Origin of the sequence: Rhizobacter sp. LjRoot28, assembly GCF_964253025.1 — a bacterium.
GTDB lineage: Bacteria > Pseudomonadota > Gammaproteobacteria > Burkholderiales > Burkholderiaceae_C > Rhizobacter.
In genome coordinates this window covers 3,594,285-3,613,181 of record NZ_CAXUQC020000001.1, presented here as the reverse complement: position 1 = coordinate 3,613,181, position 18,897 = coordinate 3,594,285, and the positions used below count along the sequence as shown (strand labels likewise).

15 protein-coding genes are annotated in these 18,897 nt (G+C 67.4%); 9 read left to right on the top strand and 6 right to left on the bottom strand.

Annotation, left to right across the window (positions count from 1 at the left end):
* Window positions 1-72 precede the first annotated feature (72 nt).
* The 5 genes from ACSQ2F_RS16530 to ACSQ2F_RS16510 all read right to left on the bottom strand — a co-directional run bounded on the left by ACSQ2F_RS16530 (window position 73) and on the right by ACSQ2F_RS16510 (window position 6,654).
* Window positions 73-1,299: an acyl-CoA dehydrogenase family protein gene (locus ACSQ2F_RS16530; RefSeq protein WP_436024753.1), complete on the bottom strand. Its 1,227-nt coding sequence runs from the start codon at window positions 1,297-1,299 to the stop codon at window positions 73-75.
* A 29-nt stretch (window positions 1,300-1,328) separates the two neighbouring features.
* The gene (locus ACSQ2F_RS16525) at window positions 1,329-2,414 is read right to left on the bottom strand and encodes a phosphotransferase (protein ID WP_436024751.1); all 1,086 of its coding nucleotides are present in this window, start codon (window positions 2,412-2,414) and stop codon (window positions 1,329-1,331) included.
* Window positions 2,415-2,446: 32 nt separating this feature from the next.
* Complete coding sequence (locus ACSQ2F_RS16520) at window positions 2,447-3,220, bottom strand: SDR family oxidoreductase (protein ID WP_436024749.1); 774 nt, start codon at window positions 3,218-3,220, stop codon at window positions 2,447-2,449.
* Between the two features lie 61 nt (window positions 3,221-3,281).
* On the bottom strand, window positions 3,282-4,460 hold the full coding sequence (locus tag ACSQ2F_RS16515) for an acetyl-CoA C-acyltransferase (RefSeq protein WP_436024747.1): 1,179 nt from the start codon (window positions 4,458-4,460) through the stop codon (window positions 3,282-3,284).
* 94 nt (window positions 4,461-4,554) lie between these two features.
* Complete coding sequence (locus tag ACSQ2F_RS16510) at window positions 4,555-6,654, bottom strand: 3-hydroxyacyl-CoA dehydrogenase NAD-binding domain-containing protein (RefSeq protein WP_436024745.1); 2,100 nt, start codon at window positions 6,652-6,654, stop codon at window positions 4,555-4,557.
* Between the two features lie 314 nt (window positions 6,655-6,968).
* Between ACSQ2F_RS16510 and ACSQ2F_RS16505 the strand changes: the two genes are divergently transcribed.
* Genes ACSQ2F_RS16505 through ACSQ2F_RS16485 form a run of 5 tightly spaced genes read left to right on the top strand, consistent with a single transcriptional unit; the run spans window position 6,969 to window position 12,427 of the window.
* A complete protein-coding gene (locus tag ACSQ2F_RS16505) occupies window positions 6,969-8,189 on the top strand; it encodes an acyl-CoA dehydrogenase family protein (protein WP_436024743.1) in 1,221 nt (406 codons plus the stop codon).
* Window positions 8,190-8,215: 26 nt separating this feature from the next.
* On the top strand, window positions 8,216-9,358 hold the full coding sequence (locus ACSQ2F_RS16500; protein WP_436024741.1) for an acyl-CoA dehydrogenase family protein: 1,143 nt from the start codon (window positions 8,216-8,218) through the stop codon (window positions 9,356-9,358).
* A 60-nt stretch (window positions 9,359-9,418) separates the two neighbouring features.
* Window positions 9,419-11,218 carry an acyl-CoA dehydrogenase gene (locus ACSQ2F_RS16495; protein WP_436024739.1) on the top strand — a complete coding sequence of 600 codons (1,800 nt, stop codon included), beginning with the start codon at window positions 9,419-9,421 and terminating at the stop codon, window positions 11,216-11,218.
* A gap of 11 nt (window positions 11,219-11,229) precedes the next feature.
* Window positions 11,230-11,682: a PaaI family thioesterase gene (locus ACSQ2F_RS16490; protein WP_436024737.1), complete on the top strand. Its 453-nt coding sequence runs from the start codon at window positions 11,230-11,232 to the stop codon at window positions 11,680-11,682.
* Window positions 11,683-11,695: 13 nt separating this feature from the next.
* A complete protein-coding gene (locus ACSQ2F_RS16485; protein ID WP_436024735.1) occupies window positions 11,696-12,427 on the top strand; it encodes a 2-phosphosulfolactate phosphatase in 732 nt (243 codons plus the stop codon).
* On the opposite strand, the gene ACSQ2F_RS16480 is transcribed toward ACSQ2F_RS16485, so the two are convergent.
* On the bottom strand, window positions 12,428-13,225 hold the full coding sequence (locus ACSQ2F_RS16480) for an IclR family transcriptional regulator (protein WP_436024733.1): 798 nt from the start codon (window positions 13,223-13,225) through the stop codon (window positions 12,428-12,430).
* Window positions 13,226-13,516: 291 nt separating this feature from the next.
* On the opposite strand from ACSQ2F_RS16480, the gene ACSQ2F_RS16475 reads away from it, so the two are divergent.
* The 4 genes from ACSQ2F_RS16475 (at window position 13,517) to ACSQ2F_RS16460 (ending at window position 18,885) form a co-directional block, all read left to right on the top strand.
* Window positions 13,517-15,040 carry a 3-hydroxyacyl-CoA dehydrogenase gene (locus ACSQ2F_RS16475; RefSeq protein WP_436024731.1) on the top strand — a complete coding sequence of 508 codons (1,524 nt, stop codon included), beginning with the start codon at window positions 13,517-13,519 and terminating at the stop codon, window positions 15,038-15,040.
* A 15-nt stretch (window positions 15,041-15,055) separates the two neighbouring features.
* Window positions 15,056-16,264 (top strand): acyl-CoA dehydrogenase family protein, encoded by a 1,209-nt coding sequence (locus ACSQ2F_RS16470; protein ID WP_436024729.1) that lies wholly within the window; start codon window positions 15,056-15,058, stop codon window positions 16,262-16,264.
* Window positions 16,265-16,273: 9 nt separating this feature from the next.
* Window positions 16,274-17,434, top strand: coding sequence for an acyl-CoA dehydrogenase family protein (locus tag ACSQ2F_RS16465; protein WP_436024727.1), 1,161 nt, complete (start codon window positions 16,274-16,276; stop codon window positions 17,432-17,434).
* A 140-nt stretch (window positions 17,435-17,574) separates the two neighbouring features.
* Window positions 17,575-18,885 carry an NAD(P)/FAD-dependent oxidoreductase gene (locus tag ACSQ2F_RS16460; RefSeq protein ID WP_436024725.1) on the top strand — a complete coding sequence of 437 codons (1,311 nt, stop codon included), beginning with the start codon at window positions 17,575-17,577 and terminating at the stop codon, window positions 18,883-18,885.
* The last annotated feature ends 12 nt before the right edge of the window (window positions 18,886-18,897 follow it).

Genomic DNA, 18,897 nt, shown 5'->3' with positions numbered 1-18,897 from the left:
GTAGGATCCACATTCGCCCGCCATGAAACGACTCCGCGGGCCGTAGCCCGCGGAATCGATGCCCAAGGGCGATCAGGCCTTCTTGAGGTAGCGGGCGAGCTCGTCCTTGGCAATCGCGTTGCGGTGGACTTCGTCCGGGCCGTCGGCGAAACGCAGCGAACGGGCGCTGGCGTAGGCGTGGGCAAGACCGAAGTCGTTGCTCATCGCGCCGCCACCGTGAACCTGCATGGCCCAGTCGATCACCTGGCAGGCCATCGAGGGCGCGGCGACCTTGATCATCGCGATTTCCTGACGGGCGTGCTTGTTGCCGACGGTGTCCATCTTGTGCGCAGCATTGAGCACGAGGAAACGCGCCTGGTCGATCATGATGCGGGCGTTGGCGATGCGTTCGCGGGTGACGCCCTGCTCGGCCAGCTTGCGGCCGAAGGCGGTGCGGTCGAGCGCACGACGGCACATCATCTCGAGCGCCCGCTCCGCACGACCGATCAGGCGCATGCAGTGGTGGATCCGGCCGGGGCCGAGGCGGCCCTGGGCGATCTCGAAACCGCGGCCCTCACCGAGCAGCATGTTGCTCGCCGGCACGCGCACGTTCTCGAACGTGATCTCGGCATGGCCGTGCGGTGCGTCGTCGAAGCCGAACACCGGCAGGTGGCGCAGCACTGTGACGCCCTTGGCCTCCATCGGCACGAGGATCATCGACTGCTGCTGGTGGCGGTTCTGATGGGTCGCGTCGGACTTGCCCATGAAGATCATGACCTTGCAGCGCGGGTCGTTCGCGCCGGAGGTCCACCACTTGCGGCCGTTCAGGACGTAGTGGTCGCCGTCACGCTGGATGCTGGCCTCGATGTTGGTCGCGTCGGACGAGGCCACGGCGGGCTCGGTCATGGCAAAGGCCGAACGGATGGTGCCTTCGAGCAGGGGCTTGAGCCACTGTTCCTGTTGCTCGGGCGAACCGTAGCGCACGAGCGTTTCCATGTTGCCGGTGTCGGGGGCCGAGCAGTTGAACGGCTCGGGACCGATGCCGGAGCGGCCCATGATCTCGGCGAGCGGGGCGTACTCGAGGTTGGTCAGGCCGGCGCCGTACTTCGACTCGGGCAGGAACAGGTTCCAGAGACCTGCGGCCTTGGCCTTTTCCTTCAGTTCCTCGATGACCGGGGCGGGCTGCCATGCGTTGCCTGCCTTGCGAAAGCCTTCGATCTGCTCTTCGAAGACGGGCTCGGCGGGATACACGTGCTCTTCCATGAACGCGGTGACGCGTTGCTGAAGGGCCTTGACCTTGTCGCTGTACTCGAAATCCATTCCTGACTCCTTGGTGTCGTCCCGCCGCGTCAGCGGGTGCTGACGATGGTTTGCGCCAGTTCCCAGGCCTGTTCGGCGAGGGGCCGGGTGCGCTTGCCCGCGGCCAGTGCTTCGGTGCTGGAGGCGTTGCCCTGCAGCGCGCGGGACGTGATGCCCTGCAGAATTCCCACCAGGCGGAACATGTTGAACACCAAATAGTAGGACCACTGATCCGGCGTGACAGTCTCCAAGGTGCCACGGCCTGTGCGATTCATGTAGGCCTTGACGTAGTCGGACTCGCTCGGGATGCCAAGTGCGGCGATGTCGATGCCGGCGAGGCCCCGCGACGCGTTCGCGGGCATGCGCCAGGTCATGCAGTGGTAGGCGAAATCGACCAGGGGATGGCCGAGCGTCGACAGTTCCCAGTCGAGCACGGCCAGCACACGCGGCTCGGTCGGGTGGAACACCATGTTGTCGAGGCGGTAGTCGCCGTGGACGATGCGCGTCTCGTCGCCCGGGGGGATGTGCTGGGGCAGCCAGTCGATCAGGTTGTCTGCGGCCTCGATCTTCTCGGTCTCCGCGGCCCGGTATTGCTTGGTCCAGCGTGCGACCTGACGTTCGATGTAGTTGCCGGGGCGGCCGTAGTCGCCCAGGCCGACGGCCACAGGATCTACGTTGTGCAGGGCGGCGATGACGCGGTTCATCTCGTCGAAGATGGCCGCGCGTTCGGCGTTGTCGCGGGCCTGCGGGAGGGACGGGTCCCACATGATGCGGCCGTCCACGCAGTCCATGATGTAGAACATGGTGCCGATGACGTCGGTGTCCTCGCACAGCGCATACGCGCGGGCCACGGGCACGTCAGTTCGGGCCAGTGCGCTGATCACGCGGAACTCGCGGTCCACCGCATGCGCTGAAGGCAGCAGCACGCCCTTGGGCTTGCGGCGCATGACGTAGCGCTTGCCGCCCGCCGTCAGCCGGAACGTCGGGTTGGACTGGCCCCCCTTGAACTGCTCCACGGTGAGGTCGCCGCTGAAGCCTTCCACATGCTCGCGCATGTAGGCGGCCAGCCGCTCGACGTCGAAAGCCTGGGCCTCGGAAACAGGGCGGGTGCCGACGAACTTGTCCGTGTCGCTCATGGTGTGGGTGTGCCGATGTTCAGGGGAAGGGGTCAGACGATGCAGGAGCCACCGTCCACGGCCAGGGTCTGGCCCGTGATGTGGCGTGACGCTTCGCTGGCGAGGAAAACGACGGAGCCTTTCAGGTCTTCTTCGTTGCCGATGCGGTTGAGCGGGGTGCGGGCGAGCACGGCGTCCTGGATGCGGTCGAGCAGTCCGGCCGTCATCTTCGACTGGAAGTAGCCGGGGCAGATCGCGTTGACGTTGATGTTGTACTGGCCCCATTCGGAGGCCAGGGTGCGGGTGAAGTTGATCGCCGCCGCCTTGGAGGTGTTGTAGGCGATGGTGGTCACGCCCTTGGCCGTGCCCTTCAGGCCGCCGACCGAGGCGATGTTGATGATCTTGCCGCTGCGCCGCGGAATCATGCTGCGCCGGCCAACCTCGCGCGACAGGAAGAAGGGCGCGGTGACGTTGAGGTTCATCACCTTGTGCCAGGCCTCGTCGGGAAAGTCCTCGGCCGGCGCGGCCCAGTTTGCACCGGCGTTGTTGACGAGGATGTCGATCTGGCCGTGGCGGGCGAGCACCTCGTCCACGAGGCCGGGAATGCCGTCGAACTTCTGAAGGTCGTTGACGACCGTCATGACCTCGATGCCGAGGGCCTCGAGGTGGGCACGGGCTTCCTTCAGTTCATCGGCCTTGCGGGCCGTGATGACGAGCTTGCAGCCCATCTCGCCCAGGGCCTCGGCCATCTGGAGGCCAAGGCCCCGCGAGCCACCGGTGACGAGGGCGATCTTGCCGTCGAGCTGGAACAGGTTCTTGACGCTCATGGAACTCGCTGTGGCGTGGAGACGGGCCATGGGGCGGACGCCCCATGGCCGGGGACCGGAATCAGACCACCTCGAACAGGCCGGCTGCACCCTGGCCGCCGCCGATGCACATCGTCACGACGACGTACTTGGCGCCGCGGCGCTTGCCTTCGATGAGGGCGTGGCCGGTGAGGCGCGCGCCGGTGACGCCGTACGGGTGGCCGACGGCAATGGCGCCGCCGTTCACGTTCAGCCGGTCGTCCGGGATGCCGAGCTTGTCGCGGCAGTAGATGACCTGCACGGCGAAGGCTTCGTTGAGTTCCCAGAGGCCGATGTCGGAGACCTTGAGGCCCGCCTGCTTGAGCAGCTTCGGGATGGCGAAGACCGGGCCGATGCCCATCTCGTCCGGCTCGCAGCCGGCCACGGCGAAGCCGCGGAAGATGCCCAGCGGCTTGATGCCGCGCTGCTCGGCGAGCTTGCCGTTCATCACCACCACGGCGGACGAACCGTCCGAGAACTGGCTGGCGTTGCCGGCGGTGATCACGCCGCCCGGCAGTGCGGAGCGGATCTTCGCCACGCCTTCCAGCGTGGTGTCGGCGCGGATGCCTTCGTCGGAGGAGATGGTCACCTCCTTCGTCGTCAGCCGGCCCGACTCCTTGTCGACGACGCCCATGGTGGTGGTCATCGGGACGATCTCGTCGTTGAACTTGCCGGCCGCCTGGGCGGCAGCGGCGCGCTGCTGGCTGCGCACACCGTATTCGTCCTGGGCTTCCTTGGAGATCTTGTAGCGCGAGGCGACCTGCTCGGCGGTTTGCAGCATGCTCCAGTAGATCTCGGGCTTGTGCTCGATCAGCCACGGGTCGGCGCGCATGTGGCGGTTGGTCTCGTTCTGCACGCACGAGATGGACTCGACGCCGCCGCCGACCACCACCTGGGCGCCGTCGACGATGACGCTGTGGGCGGCCATCGCGATGGCCTGCAGGCCGGACGAGCAGAACCGGTTGATCGTGACGCCGGCCGTCGTGACGGGCAGGCCGGCGCGCAGGGCGATGGCGCGGGCGACGTTGCCGCCGGTGGTGCCTTCGGACAGCGAGCCGCCGATGAAGACGTCCTCGACCTCGGCCGGGTCGATGCCGGCGCGGGCGACGGCGTGCTGGACCGCGTGGGCACCGAGCGTGGCACCGTAGGTCATGTTGAAGGAACCCTTCCAGCTCTTGGCCAGGCCGGTGCGGGCGGTGGAGACGATCACTGCATCAGTCATGATGAATATCCTTGTGTATGGCTTGCATCGTGCAGCCCGGCACGCGGGGCCGGGTCTGCATGCGGCCCGGCATCGTGCCGAGCCACGGGGCGTGTCAGTTGAACGTCTTGCCTTCGGCCGCGAGCTTCTCGAGCAGGGGCGCGGGCGTCCAGAACTTGGCGTCCGAACCCGGTTCGGCGGCGAATCGCTTCAGCGCCCGGATGACGTTGGGCAGGCCCACCTGGTCGGCGTACAGCATCGGGCCGCCGCGGTGTGCCGGGAAGCCATAGCCGTTCAGGTACACGATGTCGATGTCGGAGGCACGCTGGGCGATGCCTTCTTCCAAGATGCGGGCGCCCTCGTTGACCATGGCGAACACCGCACGCTCGACGATCTCCTCGTCGCTGACCTTGCGGGCCGTGATGCCGCGCTCCTTGCGAAAGTCGGTGATCATCTGGTCGACGACCGGATCGGGAATGGGGTCACGCTTGCCGGCTTCATAGCGGTAGAAGCCCGCGCCGGTCTTCTGCCCGAAGCGGCCGGCCTCGGCCAGGCGGTCGGCGACGATGGGAATGTAGGCCTCCGGATTGGCTTCCTTGCGGCGCTTGCGGCCGGCGTAGCCGATGTCGAGGCCGGCCAGGTCGCCCATGCGGTAGATGCCCATGGCAAAGCCGAACTTCTCGAGCGCCTTGTCGATCTGCTGCGGGGAAGCGCCTGCGTTCAGGGCCTCGTTGGCGGCCGCGCCGTAGCGGGCGACGATGCGGTTGCCGATGAAGCCGTCGCACACACCCGACACCACGGCGATCTTCTTGATCTTCTTGGCCAGCTGCATGGAGGTGGCCAGCACGTCCTTGCCGGTCTTGGCGCCGCGCACCACCTCGAGCAGGCGCATCACGTTGGCCGGGCTGAAGAAGTGCAGGCCGATGACGTCCTGCGGGCGCTTGGTGAAGGCGGCGATCTGGTCCAGGTTCAGCGCGGACGTGTTCGAGGCCAGGATGGCCCCCGGCTTCATCACTTCGTCGAGCGTCTTGAAGACCTGTTCCTTGACTTCGATGCTCTCGAAGACGGCCTCGATGGCCAGGTCGACATCGCGGAAGGCGTCGTAACTCAGTGTCGGCGTGATCAGGCCCATGCGCTCATCGAGCTTGGCTTGCGTGAGCTTGCCCTTTTTCAGCGAGTTCTCGTAGTTCTTGCGGATGGTGGCCAGGCCGCGGTCGAGTGCTTCCTGCTTCGCCTCGAGCAGCACGACCGGGATGCCCGCGTTGACGAAGCTCATCGCGATGCCGCCACCCATGGTGCCGGCGCCGATGATGCCGACGGACTTGATCTGGCGGATGGGGGTGTCGTCGCCAATGTCGGCGACCTTCGATGCGGCACGCTCGGCCTGGAAGATGTGGCGCAGGGCGCGCGACTCCGGCGTCTGCATCAGCCCAAGGAACAGCTCCCGCTCGGTCTTCAGGCCTTCATCGAACGACTTGCCCACCGATGCGGCAACCGCATCGACGCACTTCAGCGGCGCCGGGAAGTTCTTCGACATCGCGCCGACGGTGTTGCGGGCGAACTGGAGGAAGGCTTCGGCGTCGGACTGCTTGACCTTCAGGTCGCGCACGCGCTTGAGCGGCAGCTTGTCGGCGACGGCTTTCTCGGCAAACTTGACGGCGCCGTCGATCAAATCGCCTTCGATGATGGCGTCGAGCAGGGGCGAACCGGCGAACTTGGCGGCGGGCACGGGGGCGCCCGAGACGATCATGTTCAGGGCCGTTTCGAGGCCGACCAGGCGAGGCAGGCGTTGCGTGCCGCCGGCGCCGGGCAGCAGGCCGAGCTTGACCTCCGGCAGGCCGAGCTGGGCGTCGGGCTTGGCCACGCGGAAGTGGGCGCCGAGGGCCAGTTCCAGTCCGCCGCCGAGGGCGACACCGGCGATGGCCGCGACCACGGGCTTGGTCGAGTTCTCGACCGCCTTGATGACGACGCCGAGGTTGGGCTCGAAGCCGGACTTCGGCGTGCCGAACTCGCGCACGTCGGCGCCGCCCGAGAACGCGCGATCGGAGCCCGTCAGAACCACCGCCTGCACCTTCGGGTCGGCGAGGGCGCGATCCAGGCTGTCGACGATGCCGGCGCGCAGCGCGTGGCCCAGGCCGTTGACCGGCGGGTTGGCCAGCGTGATCACGGCGACGGTGCCGCGCACCTCGTACTGCGTGGAAGGTTGATTGCTCATGGTGGGGTTCCTCTGGGGCGGTGACGGGAATCGGGGGCTGCTGCCATGTCGCGGCTTGTCTCTGGTTCCGCTGTGCAGACCTGTATTTTGAAAAGTGGACTATCCTAGCCAGAGGCCCCTGCGTTGTAAACAAGGCGAATCCCCGGCTCTGCCACTTCGGAGCTCGGCAGTAGGTCGCAAACAATCGCGTCGCGCAATCACGAAGGCGACACGGAGGGTCTTTTCGGAAATCGGGAAAGTTCCAATTTCTAATTGCCAGTTTTGCGGTGCAGAATGCCGGACCGCTCACGTCACGTGCCCAGGAGACGACTCGCATGAACTTCGAATACACCCCTGAACAGCAGGCGTTCCGCAAGGAAGTCCGCGCCTTCCTCGAATCCGCCCTGCCGGCGGACATCAAGGACAAGCAGGCTTCCGGCAAGCGCCTGGCCAAGGACGACATCGTCCGCTGGCAGAAGATCCTCCACGCCAAGGGCTGGGGTGCCAGCAGCTGGCCGGAGCAGTACGGCGGCACGGGTTGGAATTCGGTGCAGCGCCACATCTTCGACGAGGAGTGCGCCGAGGTGGGCACGCCCATGCAATTGCCGTTCGGCCTGAAGATGGTCGCGCCGGTGATCATGCGATTCGCCAACGAGGCGCAGAAGGCCCACTTCCTGCCGCGCATCATCGCGGCCGACGACTGGTGGTGCCAGGGCTACTCCGAGCCGGGCGCCGGCTCCGACCTGGCCTCCCTCAAGACGCGCGCCGTGCGCGGCACCGATGCCGACGGCGAGCACTACATCGTCAACGGCCAGAAGACCTGGACCACGCTCGGTCAGTACGCTGACTGGATCTTCTGCCTGGTTCGCACCAGCACCGAGGGCCGCCAGCAGGAGGGCATTTCCTTCCTGCTCATCGACATGAAGACCCCCGGCATCACCGTGCGTCCCATCATCATGCTCGACGGCGAGCACGAGGTGAACGAGGTGTGGTTCGAGAACGTGCGGGTGCCGGTCGAGAACCGCGTGGGCGAGGAAAACAAGGGCTGGACCTATGCCAAGTTCCTGCTCGGGCACGAGCGCACCGGCATCGCCGGCGTCGGCCGCTCGAAGGCCAGCCTCAAGCGGCTGAAGGCGCTGGCGCGCCGCCAGCCGGGTGACAACGGCCGCCCCATCATCGAGGACCCGCGCTTCCGTGACCGCATCGCCCAGCTTGAACTCGAACTGATGGCGCTCGAGATCACCAACCTCAAGGTCATCGCCGGCGAGGACAAGCACCTGCCGCCGGGGCCTGAGGCTTCGATGCTGAAGATCAAGGGCTCCGAGATCCAGCAGACGCTCACCGAGCTGACGATGCAGGCCCTCGGCCCGTACGCGCTGCCCTACCTGCCCGAGGCGCTCGACCCGGCCTGGAACGGCGAGCCGCTCGCACCGCAGTACACCAAGCGCGACGTGGCCAGCACCGGCCACTACTTCAACTTCCGCAAGACCACCATCTACGGCGGCTCGAGCGAAGTGCAGAAGAACATCATCTCCCAGATGATCCTCGGCCTCTGATACCTGGACCCGCACGGAGAACACACATGGATTTCAATCTCAGCGAAGAACAAGTCGCGATCCAGGACAGCCTGCGTCGTTATCTCGCCAAGGACTACGGCTTCGAGCAGCGCCGCACCATCGCCAAGTCACCGGACGGTTTCAGCAAGGCGGCCTGGTCCACCTATGCCGAGCTCGGCCTGCTGGCCCTGCCGTTCTCGGAAGCGAACGGTGGTCTCGGCGGCAGTGCGGTCGACACGATGATCGTCATGGAGACGCTGGGTTCGCACCTGGCGCTCGAACCCTACCTGGCCACCGTGGTCGTCGCCGGCAGCCTGATCGCCGACATCGGCACCGACGCCCAGCGTGATCGCCTGCTGGGCGGCATCACCGGCGGCACGCTGATCGCCGCGCTCGCCCACCAGGAACCAGGCGCCCGCTACAACCGTGCCCACGTCGGCACCACGGCACGTCGCGAGGCCGATGGATTCGTGCTCAACGGGCACAAGGCGGTGGTGGTCGGTGCCCCGGGCGCCGACCAGCTGCTCGTCTCGGCCCGCACGTCGGGCGCCGGGGCGGATGCCCAGGGCGTCACCTTGTTCCTCGTCGACCCGAAGGCGGCCGGCGTCACGCTCACGGCCTATGCCACCCAGGACGCCCAGCGTGCGGCCGAGGTGAAGCTCGTGGACGTCAAGGTGGGTGCGGATGCGGTGATCGGGCCGGTGGACGGCGCGTTGCCGGCCATCGAGCGCGCGATCGACCGCGGCATTGCGGGCCTGTGCGCCGAGGCCGTCGGCATCATGGTGGCACTCAACGCGGCGACGCTCGAGTACCTCAAGACGCGCAAGCAGTTCGGCGTGCCGATCGGCAAGTTCCAGGCGCTCCAGCACCGCATGGCCGACATGGCGATTGCCACCGAGCAGTCGCGTTCGCTCGCGACCCTTGCGGCGCTGAAGGCCGATTCCGATGATGCGGCAGAGCGCAGCCGCGCGGTCTCGGGCGCCAAGGCCTACATCGGCCAGGCGGCCCGCACCGTGGGCCAGGGCGCGGTGCAGATGCACGGCGGCATGGGCGTGACGGACGAACTCATCGTCGCGCACTTCTTCAAGCGCCTGACGCTCATCAACGCCACGTTCGGTGACGCGGACCATCACCTGGCGCGCTTCAGCGACACGCTGCTCGCCGAGTGACCTGAGGCGGGCGGGCCTGGCGGCCCGCCTGCCGCCGATCCCCCTGAAGGACACAAGCCCGTGAGTGACATCATCAATCGCCGCGACCTGGACTTCCAGGTCTTCGAGGTCCATGAGGCCGAGTCGCTGACGCGCCGCGAGCGCCATGCGGACCACAGCCGCGAAACCTTCGCCGCCGCGCTCGACACGGCGCACGCGATCGCCGTCGAGAAGTTCGCGCCGCACAACCGCGAGTCCGACGAGAACGAACCGCAGTTCGACGGCCAGAAGGTCACCATGATCCCCGCGGTCAAGGAGGCCCTGCAGGCCTACTGCGCCGCCGGCATGATGTCGCCCACCAAGGACTACGAGATGGGCGGCATGCAGCTGCCCGTGCTCGTGGCCCAGGCCGCCTCGGCGATGTTCAAGAGCGCCAACGGGCCGACGCTGTCGTATGTCGGTCTGACGTCGGGCAACGCCAACGTCATCCAGAATTTCGGCACCGAGCGCCAGAAGAAGAAGTACCTGCAGTCGCTGCTGAGCGGGCGCTTCTTCGGCACCATGGCCCTGACCGAGCCGCAGGCCGGCTCGAGCCTGTCCGACCTGACGACGAGCGCCACGCCCAACGGCGATGGCACGTACTCGATCAAGGGCAACAAGATCTTCATCTCGGGCGGCGACCACGAGCTCACCGAGAACATCGTGCACCTGGTGCTCGCGCGCATCCCCGGGGCACCGGCCGGCGTGAAAGGCATCTCGCTCTTCACGGTTCCCAAGTACCACGTGAACGACGACGGGTCCCTCGGCGAGCGCAACGACGTCGCGCTCGCCGGACTCATCCACAAGATGGGCTGGCGCGGCACGACGTCAACCATGCTGTCGTTCGGCGAGAAAGGCCGGTGCATCGGCGAGCTGGTGGGCGAGGAGCACAAGGGCCTGGCCTGCATGTTCCAGATGATGAACGAGGCCCGCATCGGCGTCGGCATGGGCGCGGTGATGTACGGCTACCGGGGCTACCTGGCGTCGCTGGCGTACGCGCGCGAGCGGCCGCAGGGACGCCCGCCCGGCAACAAGAACCCGCTCGATCCGCAGGTTCCGCTCATCCAGCATGCCGACATCCGGCGCATGCTGCTCGCGCAGAAGGCGTATGTCGAAGGTGCGTTGTCGCTCGGGCTGTATGCCGCGCGTCTGGTCGACGACCAGCGCACGGGCGAGTCCGAGACGCAGCGCCAGGAGGCGGGTCTGCTGCTCGACCTACTGACGCCGATCGTGAAGTCCTGGCCCTCGCAGTGGTGCCTGGAAGCCAACAGCCTGGCCATCCAGATCCACGGCGGCTACGGCTACACCCGCGAGTACCCGGTGGAGCAGTACTACCGCGACAACCGCCTGAACATGATCCATGAAGGCACCCATGGCATCCAGGCGCTCGACCTGCTCGGGCGCAAGGTGATGATGCTCAAGGGCGCGCCGCTCGAACTGCTCGGACGCGAGATCCGCAAGACGGTGAACGAGGCGGCCGCGAGCGAAGGCCTGCGCCCTCACGGCGAGGCCCTGACCGCTGCGTGGAACGACATCCTCGAGACCGTGCGTCGCATTGGCGCGGTGCTGCCCGAAGACGGCGACCGCGCGCTGGCCAACGCCAGCGTGTTCCTCGAAGCGTTCGGTCACACCGTCATCGCCTGGACCTGGCTGCGCCAGGCCGTGGTGGCGGCCCGCGCGCTGCCATCGGTCGCGCATGACGACGAGCGCGACTTCTACCTCGGCAAGCTGCGGGCGTGCCAATGGTTCTTCCATTGGGAACTGCCGCGCAACGGGCCGCAGCACGCGCTCCTGCGCAGCCTGGACGACTCGACGCTGACGATGTCGCCGTCCTGGTTCTGACGCCGGACACCATGAGCGAGGCACCGGACCCGTCCGTCCCCGATGGCTTCTCGCCGCTCCAGCGCGGCGGGCCGTACTTCGCCCAGCTGGGGCCGCTCTACCACCGCAAGGAGGAGGACGGCACGGTGGTGCTCGGCTTGCGGGTCGAGTCCCGGCACGCCAACATGATCGGCATCACGCACGGCGGCATGCTGGTCACCTTCGCGGACGGTGCGCTCGGCATCAACCTGTCGATCGCACGGAACCAACCGCGCTCGGTGGTGACGGTGCACCTGTCGACTGATTTCATCGACTCCGCCCGGCCGGGCGACTGGCTCGAAGCCCACGTGCGCATCCGCAAGGTGGGGCGGCGCCTTGCCTTTGCCGACTGCGAACTGCGTGTCGGCGAGCGGGCGATACTCTCGTGCAGTGGCGTCTTCGCGTCCATCCAACCGCCCGGCGAACCGGTGCACAACGACGGCTGAATGCCGTGACTCCATGCAGAAAATCCACGTCCTGTTGAAGAAGGAAGAACTGGACGGGCAGCGCCTCGACAGCAAGGTGGTGATCGTCCTCGACATCCTGTTTGCCACCACCACGATCGTCGGGGTGCTGGCCGAGGGCGCCACCGCGGTCATTCCGATGCGGGACGGCGCCGCCGCCCAGGCGGAGGCAGCGCGTCATCCGGCCGGCTCCTGCCTGCTGGCGGGCGAGCTCAATGCCGAAACGCTGCCCGGCTTCCTGCATGCCGCTCCCGCCGCCTTGCTGGCCGAGGGCGTGAAGGGTCGCACGCTGGTCTATGCCACCACGAACGGGACGCCGGCCGTGCTCGCGTCGCGCGGCGCACATCATGTCTATGTCGCCGCCCTCACCAACGCCCAAGCCGTGGTGAACCGGGTGCTGCGCGATCACCCCGACCGTACGGTGCTGCTGGTCTGTGCCGGCTCGGCCGGTCGCTTCAATCTCGAGGATTTCTACGGCGCCGGCTACCTGGTCTCCTTGTTCCGGGCCGCTCCGGGGCAACGCGAGTACACCGACGCGGCAGTGGCTGCCGGCCTGCTGCATGCGCAGAACGAAGGCCAGCCCGACAACCGCCACAGCCTGTGGATGGCGCGCGTGGGGCGCCGCATGCTGTCCAAGGGACTCGAGAGCGAAGTGCGCTACGCCGCCCGCAAGAGCTGGCTCGATGTGGTGCCGTCATTCGACGGCGACCGCATCGCGCTGGACTGATCAGCGAAGCAGCGACGCCTCGAGCTTCGAGACCGTCTCGATCAGGCGCGGGCGAACTTCGTTCAGGAGGTAGTCCTTCGACAGGTTGAAGGACGGCCCGCCGCAGTTGATGGCCATGGGCGGGAGTCCGTTGCCCGGCTGGAAGGCGCGGGCGATGCCGTTGACGTCCTTCTGCCAATCGCCGAACGAGCAGGTCACGCCCAGGGTGCGGTAGTCCTCCACCGCGCGCTCGATCCCGTCGCGGATGTCGGGCCACGCCACTTCGTCGAGTTCCTGCACCCGCTCCATGAAATCGAGGCGCTCACGATCGGGAATCGCAGCGAGGTAGGCCCGGCCGATGGCCGAGGACGCCACCGGAATGCGCGAGCCGACATCGAGGCTCAAGGTGAGGGCGGCGGAGCTGCGGCAGTTCTCCACGTAGATCATCGAGAGACGGTCGCGCGTGCCCAGCGAGACCATCGACCGAGTGCTGTCCGCGAGTTCCTGCATCAGGGGCCGCGCAATCTGCCGGACGTCGAGGCGCGCGAGCATTGCGCTGCCCAGCGACAGCGTGGCCGTACCGAGGCGGTACTTGCCGCTTTCCTCGACCTGGATCAGGTAGTCAAGCTTGGTCAGCGTCGAGGTGAGGCGCGAGACCGTCGATTTGGGCAGCTTGCAGCGCTGCGCGATTTCCTGGTTTCCGAGCGCCTTGTCGCCGGAGCGGAAGCAGGCGAGCACCTCCAGCCCGCGCGCAAGTGCGGTGACGAAATGGCGGTCTTCCTTGGGGGCGGTCTTGCCGGTCTTGGCAACGGAGTTCATCGGTACGGGGTTCCTCGCTCGGTCGGTGCAGCCTGGATCGCAGGCTCACTGGATGGTGGAAAAGTGGAACACAAATCTGCAAAAGGCGCGTTGTGGGTATCCCGTGCCGGAGAGACCCCGCACGGCGCTATCCTGGATGCTTGGCCGATCCGGCCCGGCACGCGCCAACGTGCGGCGCTGAAGTTGACACCGGGTTCGCCAGCATCAACAATCTCCAACCCGCGTTGAAAGCGGAATATTGTTCTGCAATGCAGTCCTGATGTCCAGGGCGATGTGAATCTGGAGTGACAAATGGCACAAGTGGAGGCTCAGGGCGGACCGTTGCAGGTCATGGGCCTGGTCGGGGCTGGCGTCATGGGCATGGGCATCGCGCAGATCGCGGCGCAGGCCGGCCTCGACGTGCGCGTGTTCGATGTTCGCGACGGCGGCGCTGCGCAGGGCTGCGCCAAGCTGGGCGAGACCCTGGCGCGGCTTCAGGAGCGCGGCAAGCTGACGGCTGAACAGGCGAGCGCTGCGGCGTCCCGTGTGCGCCCGGTCGCGTCGTTGTCCGATCTGGCTGGCTGCGACCTGGTCGTCGAAGCGATCGTCGAGGACCTCAAGGCCAAGCAATCGCTGTTCGCCCAACTGGAGGCCATCGTCTCCGAGCGCTGCGTGCTGGCGAGCAACACCTCGTCCCTGTCGGTCACCGCCATCGCTGCCGGCCTCCAGCGTCCGGAGCGCGTGGCGGGCTTCCACTTCTTCAACCCGGTGCCGGTGATGAAGGTGGTGGAGGTGGTGGATGGCCTGCTGACCGACCGCGCTGTCACCGACCGGCTGCTCGCGCTCGGGCAGCGCATGGGGCACACGGCGGTGCGCGCCAAGGACACGCCCGGGTTCATCGTGAACCACGCCGGCCGCGGCTTCGGCACCGAGGCCCTGCGCCTGCTCGCCGAAGGCGTGTGCGAGTACCACGACGCCGACCGCGTGCTGCGTGAGGTGGCCGGGTTCATCATCGGCCCCTTCGAGCTGCTCGACATCACCGCGCTCGACGTCTCCCACCCGGTGATGGAATCCATCTACCACCAGTACTACGAGGAGCCGCGCTACCGGCCCAGTCCGCTGACCCGCCAGATGCTCTCGGCGGGCATCGTCGGCCGCAAGGTGGGCCGCGGCTTCTACCGCTACGAGAACGGCCAGCGTGTGGCGGTGCCGGAGGCCCCCGCGCCGACGGTGCTGCCCGTCTCGGTCTGGTTCGCGCCGGGCATGCCGGAGACCCTCGTGGCCCTGGCCGACAACGCCGGTGTGCGCGTCGATGCGGGCGCCCGCCCCGAGGTGCAGAGCCTGTGCGTGGTCGCACCGGTCGGGGATGACGCCACCACCCTGGCCTTGCAGCTGCAGCTCGACCCGGTCCGCACGGTCGCCATCGAGACCTTGTTCGACACGAGCCGCCGCCGTGTCGTCATGACCACACCTGCGACGGCGCCCCAGTGGCGCGATGCCGCGCATGCGCTCTTCAGTGCCGATGACAAGCCGGTGACCGTGATCCGCGACAGCGCCGGAATGGTGGCTCAGCGGGTGGTCGCGACGATCGTCAACATCGCGGCCGACATTGCCCAGCAGCGCATCGCCACGCCGGCCGACATCGACCGCGCCGTGGCCCTGGGCCTGAACTATCCCTTCCCCCCGCTCGCGTGGGGCGACCGCATCGGCGCCCGCACGGTGCTCACCATCCTCGAGCGCATGCACGCCTTCTATGGCGATGCCCGCTACCGCCCGAGCCCGTGGCTCAAGCGCCGGGCACTGCTCGGCCTGTCGCTGCTCACCGAAGAATCCTGACCTGCTGGGACCCCCATGGACCTGACCTTTACTCCTGAAGAACAAGCCTTCCGCGACGAGGTTCGCGCGTTCGTGCGCGACAAGCTCCCGCAGAGCATTCGCCACAAGGTGATGAACAGCCTGCGCCTCACGCGGGACGACCACGTGCTGTGGCAACGCACCCTGCACGAACGCGGCTGGGGCGGCCCGGGCTGGTCGAAGGAATTCGGTGGCCCCGGCTGGAACGCCGTGGAGCAGTACATCTTCGAAGAGGAATGCGCGGCCGGTGGCGCACCGCGCCTGATTCCGTTCGGCATCAAGATGGTTGCGCCGGTGATCATGGCGTTCGGCTCGCCCGCGCAGCAGCAGCGCTTTCTGCCCAAGCTGAGCAGCGCGGAGGAGTGGTGGTGCCAGGGCTATTCGGAACCGGGTTCGGGCTCCGACCTGGCCTCGCTCAAGATGCGCGCCGTGCGCGGCGTCGATGCGCAGGGCGACCACTACGTCGTCAATGGCCAGAAGACCTGGACCACGCTCGGGCAGTATGCCGACTGGATCTTCTGCCTCGTGCGAACCGATCCGCAGGCCAAGGCGCAACGCGGCATCAGCTTCCTGCTGATCGACATGAAGAGCCCCGGCATCACCGTGCGGCCCATCATCACGCTCGACGGCGCCCACGAGGTGAACGAGGTGTGGTTCGAGGACGTTCGCGTGCCGGCCGAGAACCTCGTCGGCGAGGAGAACAAGGGTTGGACCTACGCCAAGTTCCTGCTCGGCCACGAGCGAAGCAACATCGCGGGCATCGGCATCGCCAAGCGGGAACTCGCCCGCCTGAAGCGCGTGGCCGCCACCGAGAAGAAGCGCGGTCGGCCGCTGCTCGAGGACCCGCTCTTCTCCGCCAAGGTGGCCCAGGTCGAAGTGGACCTCACCGCGCTCGAGATGACCAACCTGCGCGTGCTGTCGGCCGAGAAGGACAAACGTGCGCCGGGCCCAGCCGCCTCCATCCTGAAGATCAAGGGCACCGAGATCCAGCAGGCCATCACGGAGCTGCTGCTGCAGGCCGTGGGACCGTACGCGCTGCCCTACATCCCGGAGGCGCTGGCCGCTGGCTACTCCGCGCCGTCGGTCGGACCGCAGTACGCCGCCTCGCTCGCCGCGCACTACTGCAACATGCGCAAGCTCTCGATCTACGGTGGGTCCAACGAGATCCAGAAGAACATCATCTCCCAGCAGCTGCTGGGCCTGTAAGGAACGCTCATGGACTTCAACTTCAGCGAAGAACAACTGCAGCTGCAGGATGCCATCACCCGCTTCGTGCAGGGCGACTACAGCTTCGAACAGCGCCGCGCCGTGCTGGGCACGGCCGAGGGCTGGAGCCGGGACGCCTGGAAAGGCCTGGCCGACCTCGGCGTGCTGGCGATGCTCGTTCCCGAGGACCAGGGCGGCCTGGGCTACGGGCCGATCGAGACCCAACTCGCCCTGCAGGCCACCGGTCCGGCACTGCTCGCCGAACCGCTGCTGACGAGCGGCGTCATCGCCACCGCGCTCGTTCGCGACTTCGCCACCGAGCCGGCACGGGCCGAGCTGCTGGGGCAGCTGGCAGCGGGGGAGCGCATCGTTGTCGTGGCACATCAGGAAGCAGCAGCCCGAGGCGAGGTCGGCTTCGTCGAGACCCGTGTGACGGCTGAAGGCGATGGTTTCGTGCTGAACGGTGCCAAGGCGGTGGTCTACCATGCGGCCGCCGCCGACGAGCTCATCGTGTCGGCACGCGCCAGCGGCGCCTCCACCGACCCCGCCGGCGTGTCGCTGTTCCGCGTGCCGAAGGATGCAGCGGGCCTCGAGCTGCGAAGCTACGCCACCATCGACGGCCAGCGCGCCGCCGAGGTGACGCTCAACCAGGTCAAGCTGCCGGCCTCGGCCCGCCTGGGTGCCGAAGGCGCTGGCCTGGCCGCCGTGGAACGTGCGCTCGACCTCGGCCTGGCGGCCGTGACGGCCGAGGCGGTCGGGATCATGGAGGCCACCGTCAATGCGACTGGCGAGTACCTCAAGACGCGCCAGCAGTTCGGCCAGCCCATCGGCCGCTTCCAGGCCCTGCAGCACCGCATGGCCGACATGCTCCTGCACCTGGAGCAGGCGCGCTCCATGAGCTACCTCGCCGCCATGGACTGCCAGAACGCCGATGACGACGTGCGGCGCAAGACGCTGTCGGCGGCCAAGGTGACCATCGGCCAGGCCTGCCGCTACATCGCCCAGCAGGCCGTTCAACTGCACGGCGGCATGGGCATGACCGACGAACTGGTGGTGAGCCATTGGTTCAAGCGGCTGCTTGCCATCGAACTCAGCTTCGGCGACACCGACCTGCACCTGCAGCGCTTTGCCGAGCTCAGCCAACGCGCCGCGTTGAAGGCAGCGGCCTGAGCTGGCGGCACCCCCCTCGACCCGCGGTCAGGGGGTGCCAGCGGTGACTGGCCGGAAACTGCACGGCCATCCTCGATAATCCCTCGCAAACGGGGCCCGTCTCGAACGGGCCGAACGTCAACAAAAGCAAGGGATGACAGATGCAGCGTATCGTGATCGTGGGTGGTGGCGCGGGTGGCCTGGCGTTGGCCACCCAGCTGGGCAAGCGACTGGGCCGAAAGGGGCTCGCCGAGATCACCCTCATCGATTCGGCACGTACGCACGTCTGGAAGCCGCTGCTGCACCAGCTCGCCGCCGGCAGTTTCGACACCCATGCCGAGGAGATCGAGTACCTGGCGCAGGCGCGCTGGAACCACTTCAAGTTCCGCCTCGGCACGCTGGTCGGCGTCGACCGTGCGAACAAGACCGTACAGCTCGCGGCCAGCTACGACGATACCGGCGGCGAGATCACGCCGGCGACCCAGCTGGCCTACGACACGCTCGTGATCTCGGTGGGCAGCCAGACCAACGACTTCGGCACCCTCGGCGCGGCGCAACACACGATCAAGCTCGACAGCCCCCAGGCCGCCAAGCTTTTCAACGACCGCCTCATCAACGCCTGCATTCGCGCGCAGAGCGTGCCGCGTGTCGCCGGCACCGGACGCCTCACCGTGGCCATCGTTGGCGGCGGGGCCACCGGCGTTGAACTGGCCGCGGAGCTGCATGCGGCCGCGCGCGTGCTTGCCAACTTCGGCTTCGACCACATTCACCCGGAAAAGGACCTGCAGATCGTGCTCGTGGAAGCCGCGCCCCGTCTGCTGTCGCAGCTGCCCGACCGGCTCAGCGAGTCGGCGGTGCGCGAGCTGCGCAAGCTCGCGATCGAGGTGCACACCAACGAGAAGGTGGTCGAGGTGACGGCCGACGGCCTGAAGATGGCCAGCGGCCGCGTCATCGGCTCGACGCTCACCGTGTGGGCCGCCGGTGTGAAGGCGGCGGATTTCCTGAAGGGCCTGGGCGGCGACACGCCGCTCGAAACCAACCGGCTGAACCAGCTCGTGGTCACGGGCAACCTGCAGACGACGCTTGACCCGTCCATCTTCGCCTTCGGCGACTGCGCGGCCTGCCCGCAGCCCGATGGCACCTGGGTGCCGCCGCGGGCGCAAGCGGCCTACCAGCAGGCGATGTACCTGGCCAAGGCGCTGCCGCGCATCGCGGCTGGGCAGACGGTGTCGCCCTTCATCTACCGCGACCAGGGATCGCTTGTCTCGCTGTCGGAGTATTCGTCAGTGGGCAGCCTCATGGGCAGCTTGACCCGCGGCAGCCTCTTCATCGAGGGCCGCATCGCCCAGTTCATGTACTGGTCGCTGCACAAGCAGCACCAGCTGGCCCTGGGCGGGTGGAAGAAGATGATCCTCATCACCTTGTCGGAGATGCTGGACCGCACCTACCGGCCTCGAATCAAGCTCCACTGACCGAACGGGTGC

Excerpts from the sequence above, each read along its gene's own strand:
- ACSQ2F_RS16530 (WP_436024753.1), bottom strand. The coding sequence starts at position 1,299 with ATGGATTTCGAGTACAGCGACAAGGTCAAGGCCCTTCAGCAACGCGTC.
- ACSQ2F_RS16525 (WP_436024751.1), bottom strand. The coding sequence starts at position 2,414 with ATGAGCGACACGGACAAGTTCGTCGGCACCCGCCCTGTTTCCGAGGCC.
- ACSQ2F_RS16520 (WP_436024749.1), bottom strand. The coding sequence starts at position 3,220 with ATGAGCGTCAAGAACCTGTTCCAGCTCGACGGCAAGATCGCCCTCGTC.
- ACSQ2F_RS16515 (WP_436024747.1), bottom strand. The coding sequence starts at position 4,460 with ATGACTGATGCAGTGATCGTCTCCACCGCCCGCACCGGCCTGGCCAAG.
- ACSQ2F_RS16510 (WP_436024745.1), bottom strand. The coding sequence starts at position 6,654 with ATGAGCAATCAACCTTCCACGCAGTACGAGGTGCGCGGCACCGTCGCC.
- ACSQ2F_RS16505 (WP_436024743.1), top strand. The coding sequence starts at position 6,969 with ATGAACTTCGAATACACCCCTGAACAGCAGGCGTTCCGCAAGGAAGTC.
- ACSQ2F_RS16500 (WP_436024741.1), top strand. The coding sequence starts at position 8,216 with ATGGATTTCAATCTCAGCGAAGAACAAGTCGCGATCCAGGACAGCCTG.
- ACSQ2F_RS16490 (WP_436024737.1), top strand. The coding sequence starts at position 11,230 with ATGAGCGAGGCACCGGACCCGTCCGTCCCCGATGGCTTCTCGCCGCTC.
- ACSQ2F_RS16485 (WP_436024735.1), top strand. The coding sequence starts at position 11,696 with ATGCAGAAAATCCACGTCCTGTTGAAGAAGGAAGAACTGGACGGGCAG.
- ACSQ2F_RS16480 (WP_436024733.1), bottom strand. The coding sequence starts at position 13,225 with ATGAACTCCGTTGCCAAGACCGGCAAGACCGCCCCCAAGGAAGACCGC.
- ACSQ2F_RS16475 (WP_436024731.1), top strand. The coding sequence starts at position 13,517 with ATGGCACAAGTGGAGGCTCAGGGCGGACCGTTGCAGGTCATGGGCCTG.
- ACSQ2F_RS16470 (WP_436024729.1), top strand. The coding sequence starts at position 15,056 with ATGGACCTGACCTTTACTCCTGAAGAACAAGCCTTCCGCGACGAGGTT.
- ACSQ2F_RS16465 (WP_436024727.1), top strand. The coding sequence starts at position 16,274 with ATGGACTTCAACTTCAGCGAAGAACAACTGCAGCTGCAGGATGCCATC.
- ACSQ2F_RS16460 (WP_436024725.1), top strand. The coding sequence starts at position 17,575 with ATGCAGCGTATCGTGATCGTGGGTGGTGGCGCGGGTGGCCTGGCGTTG.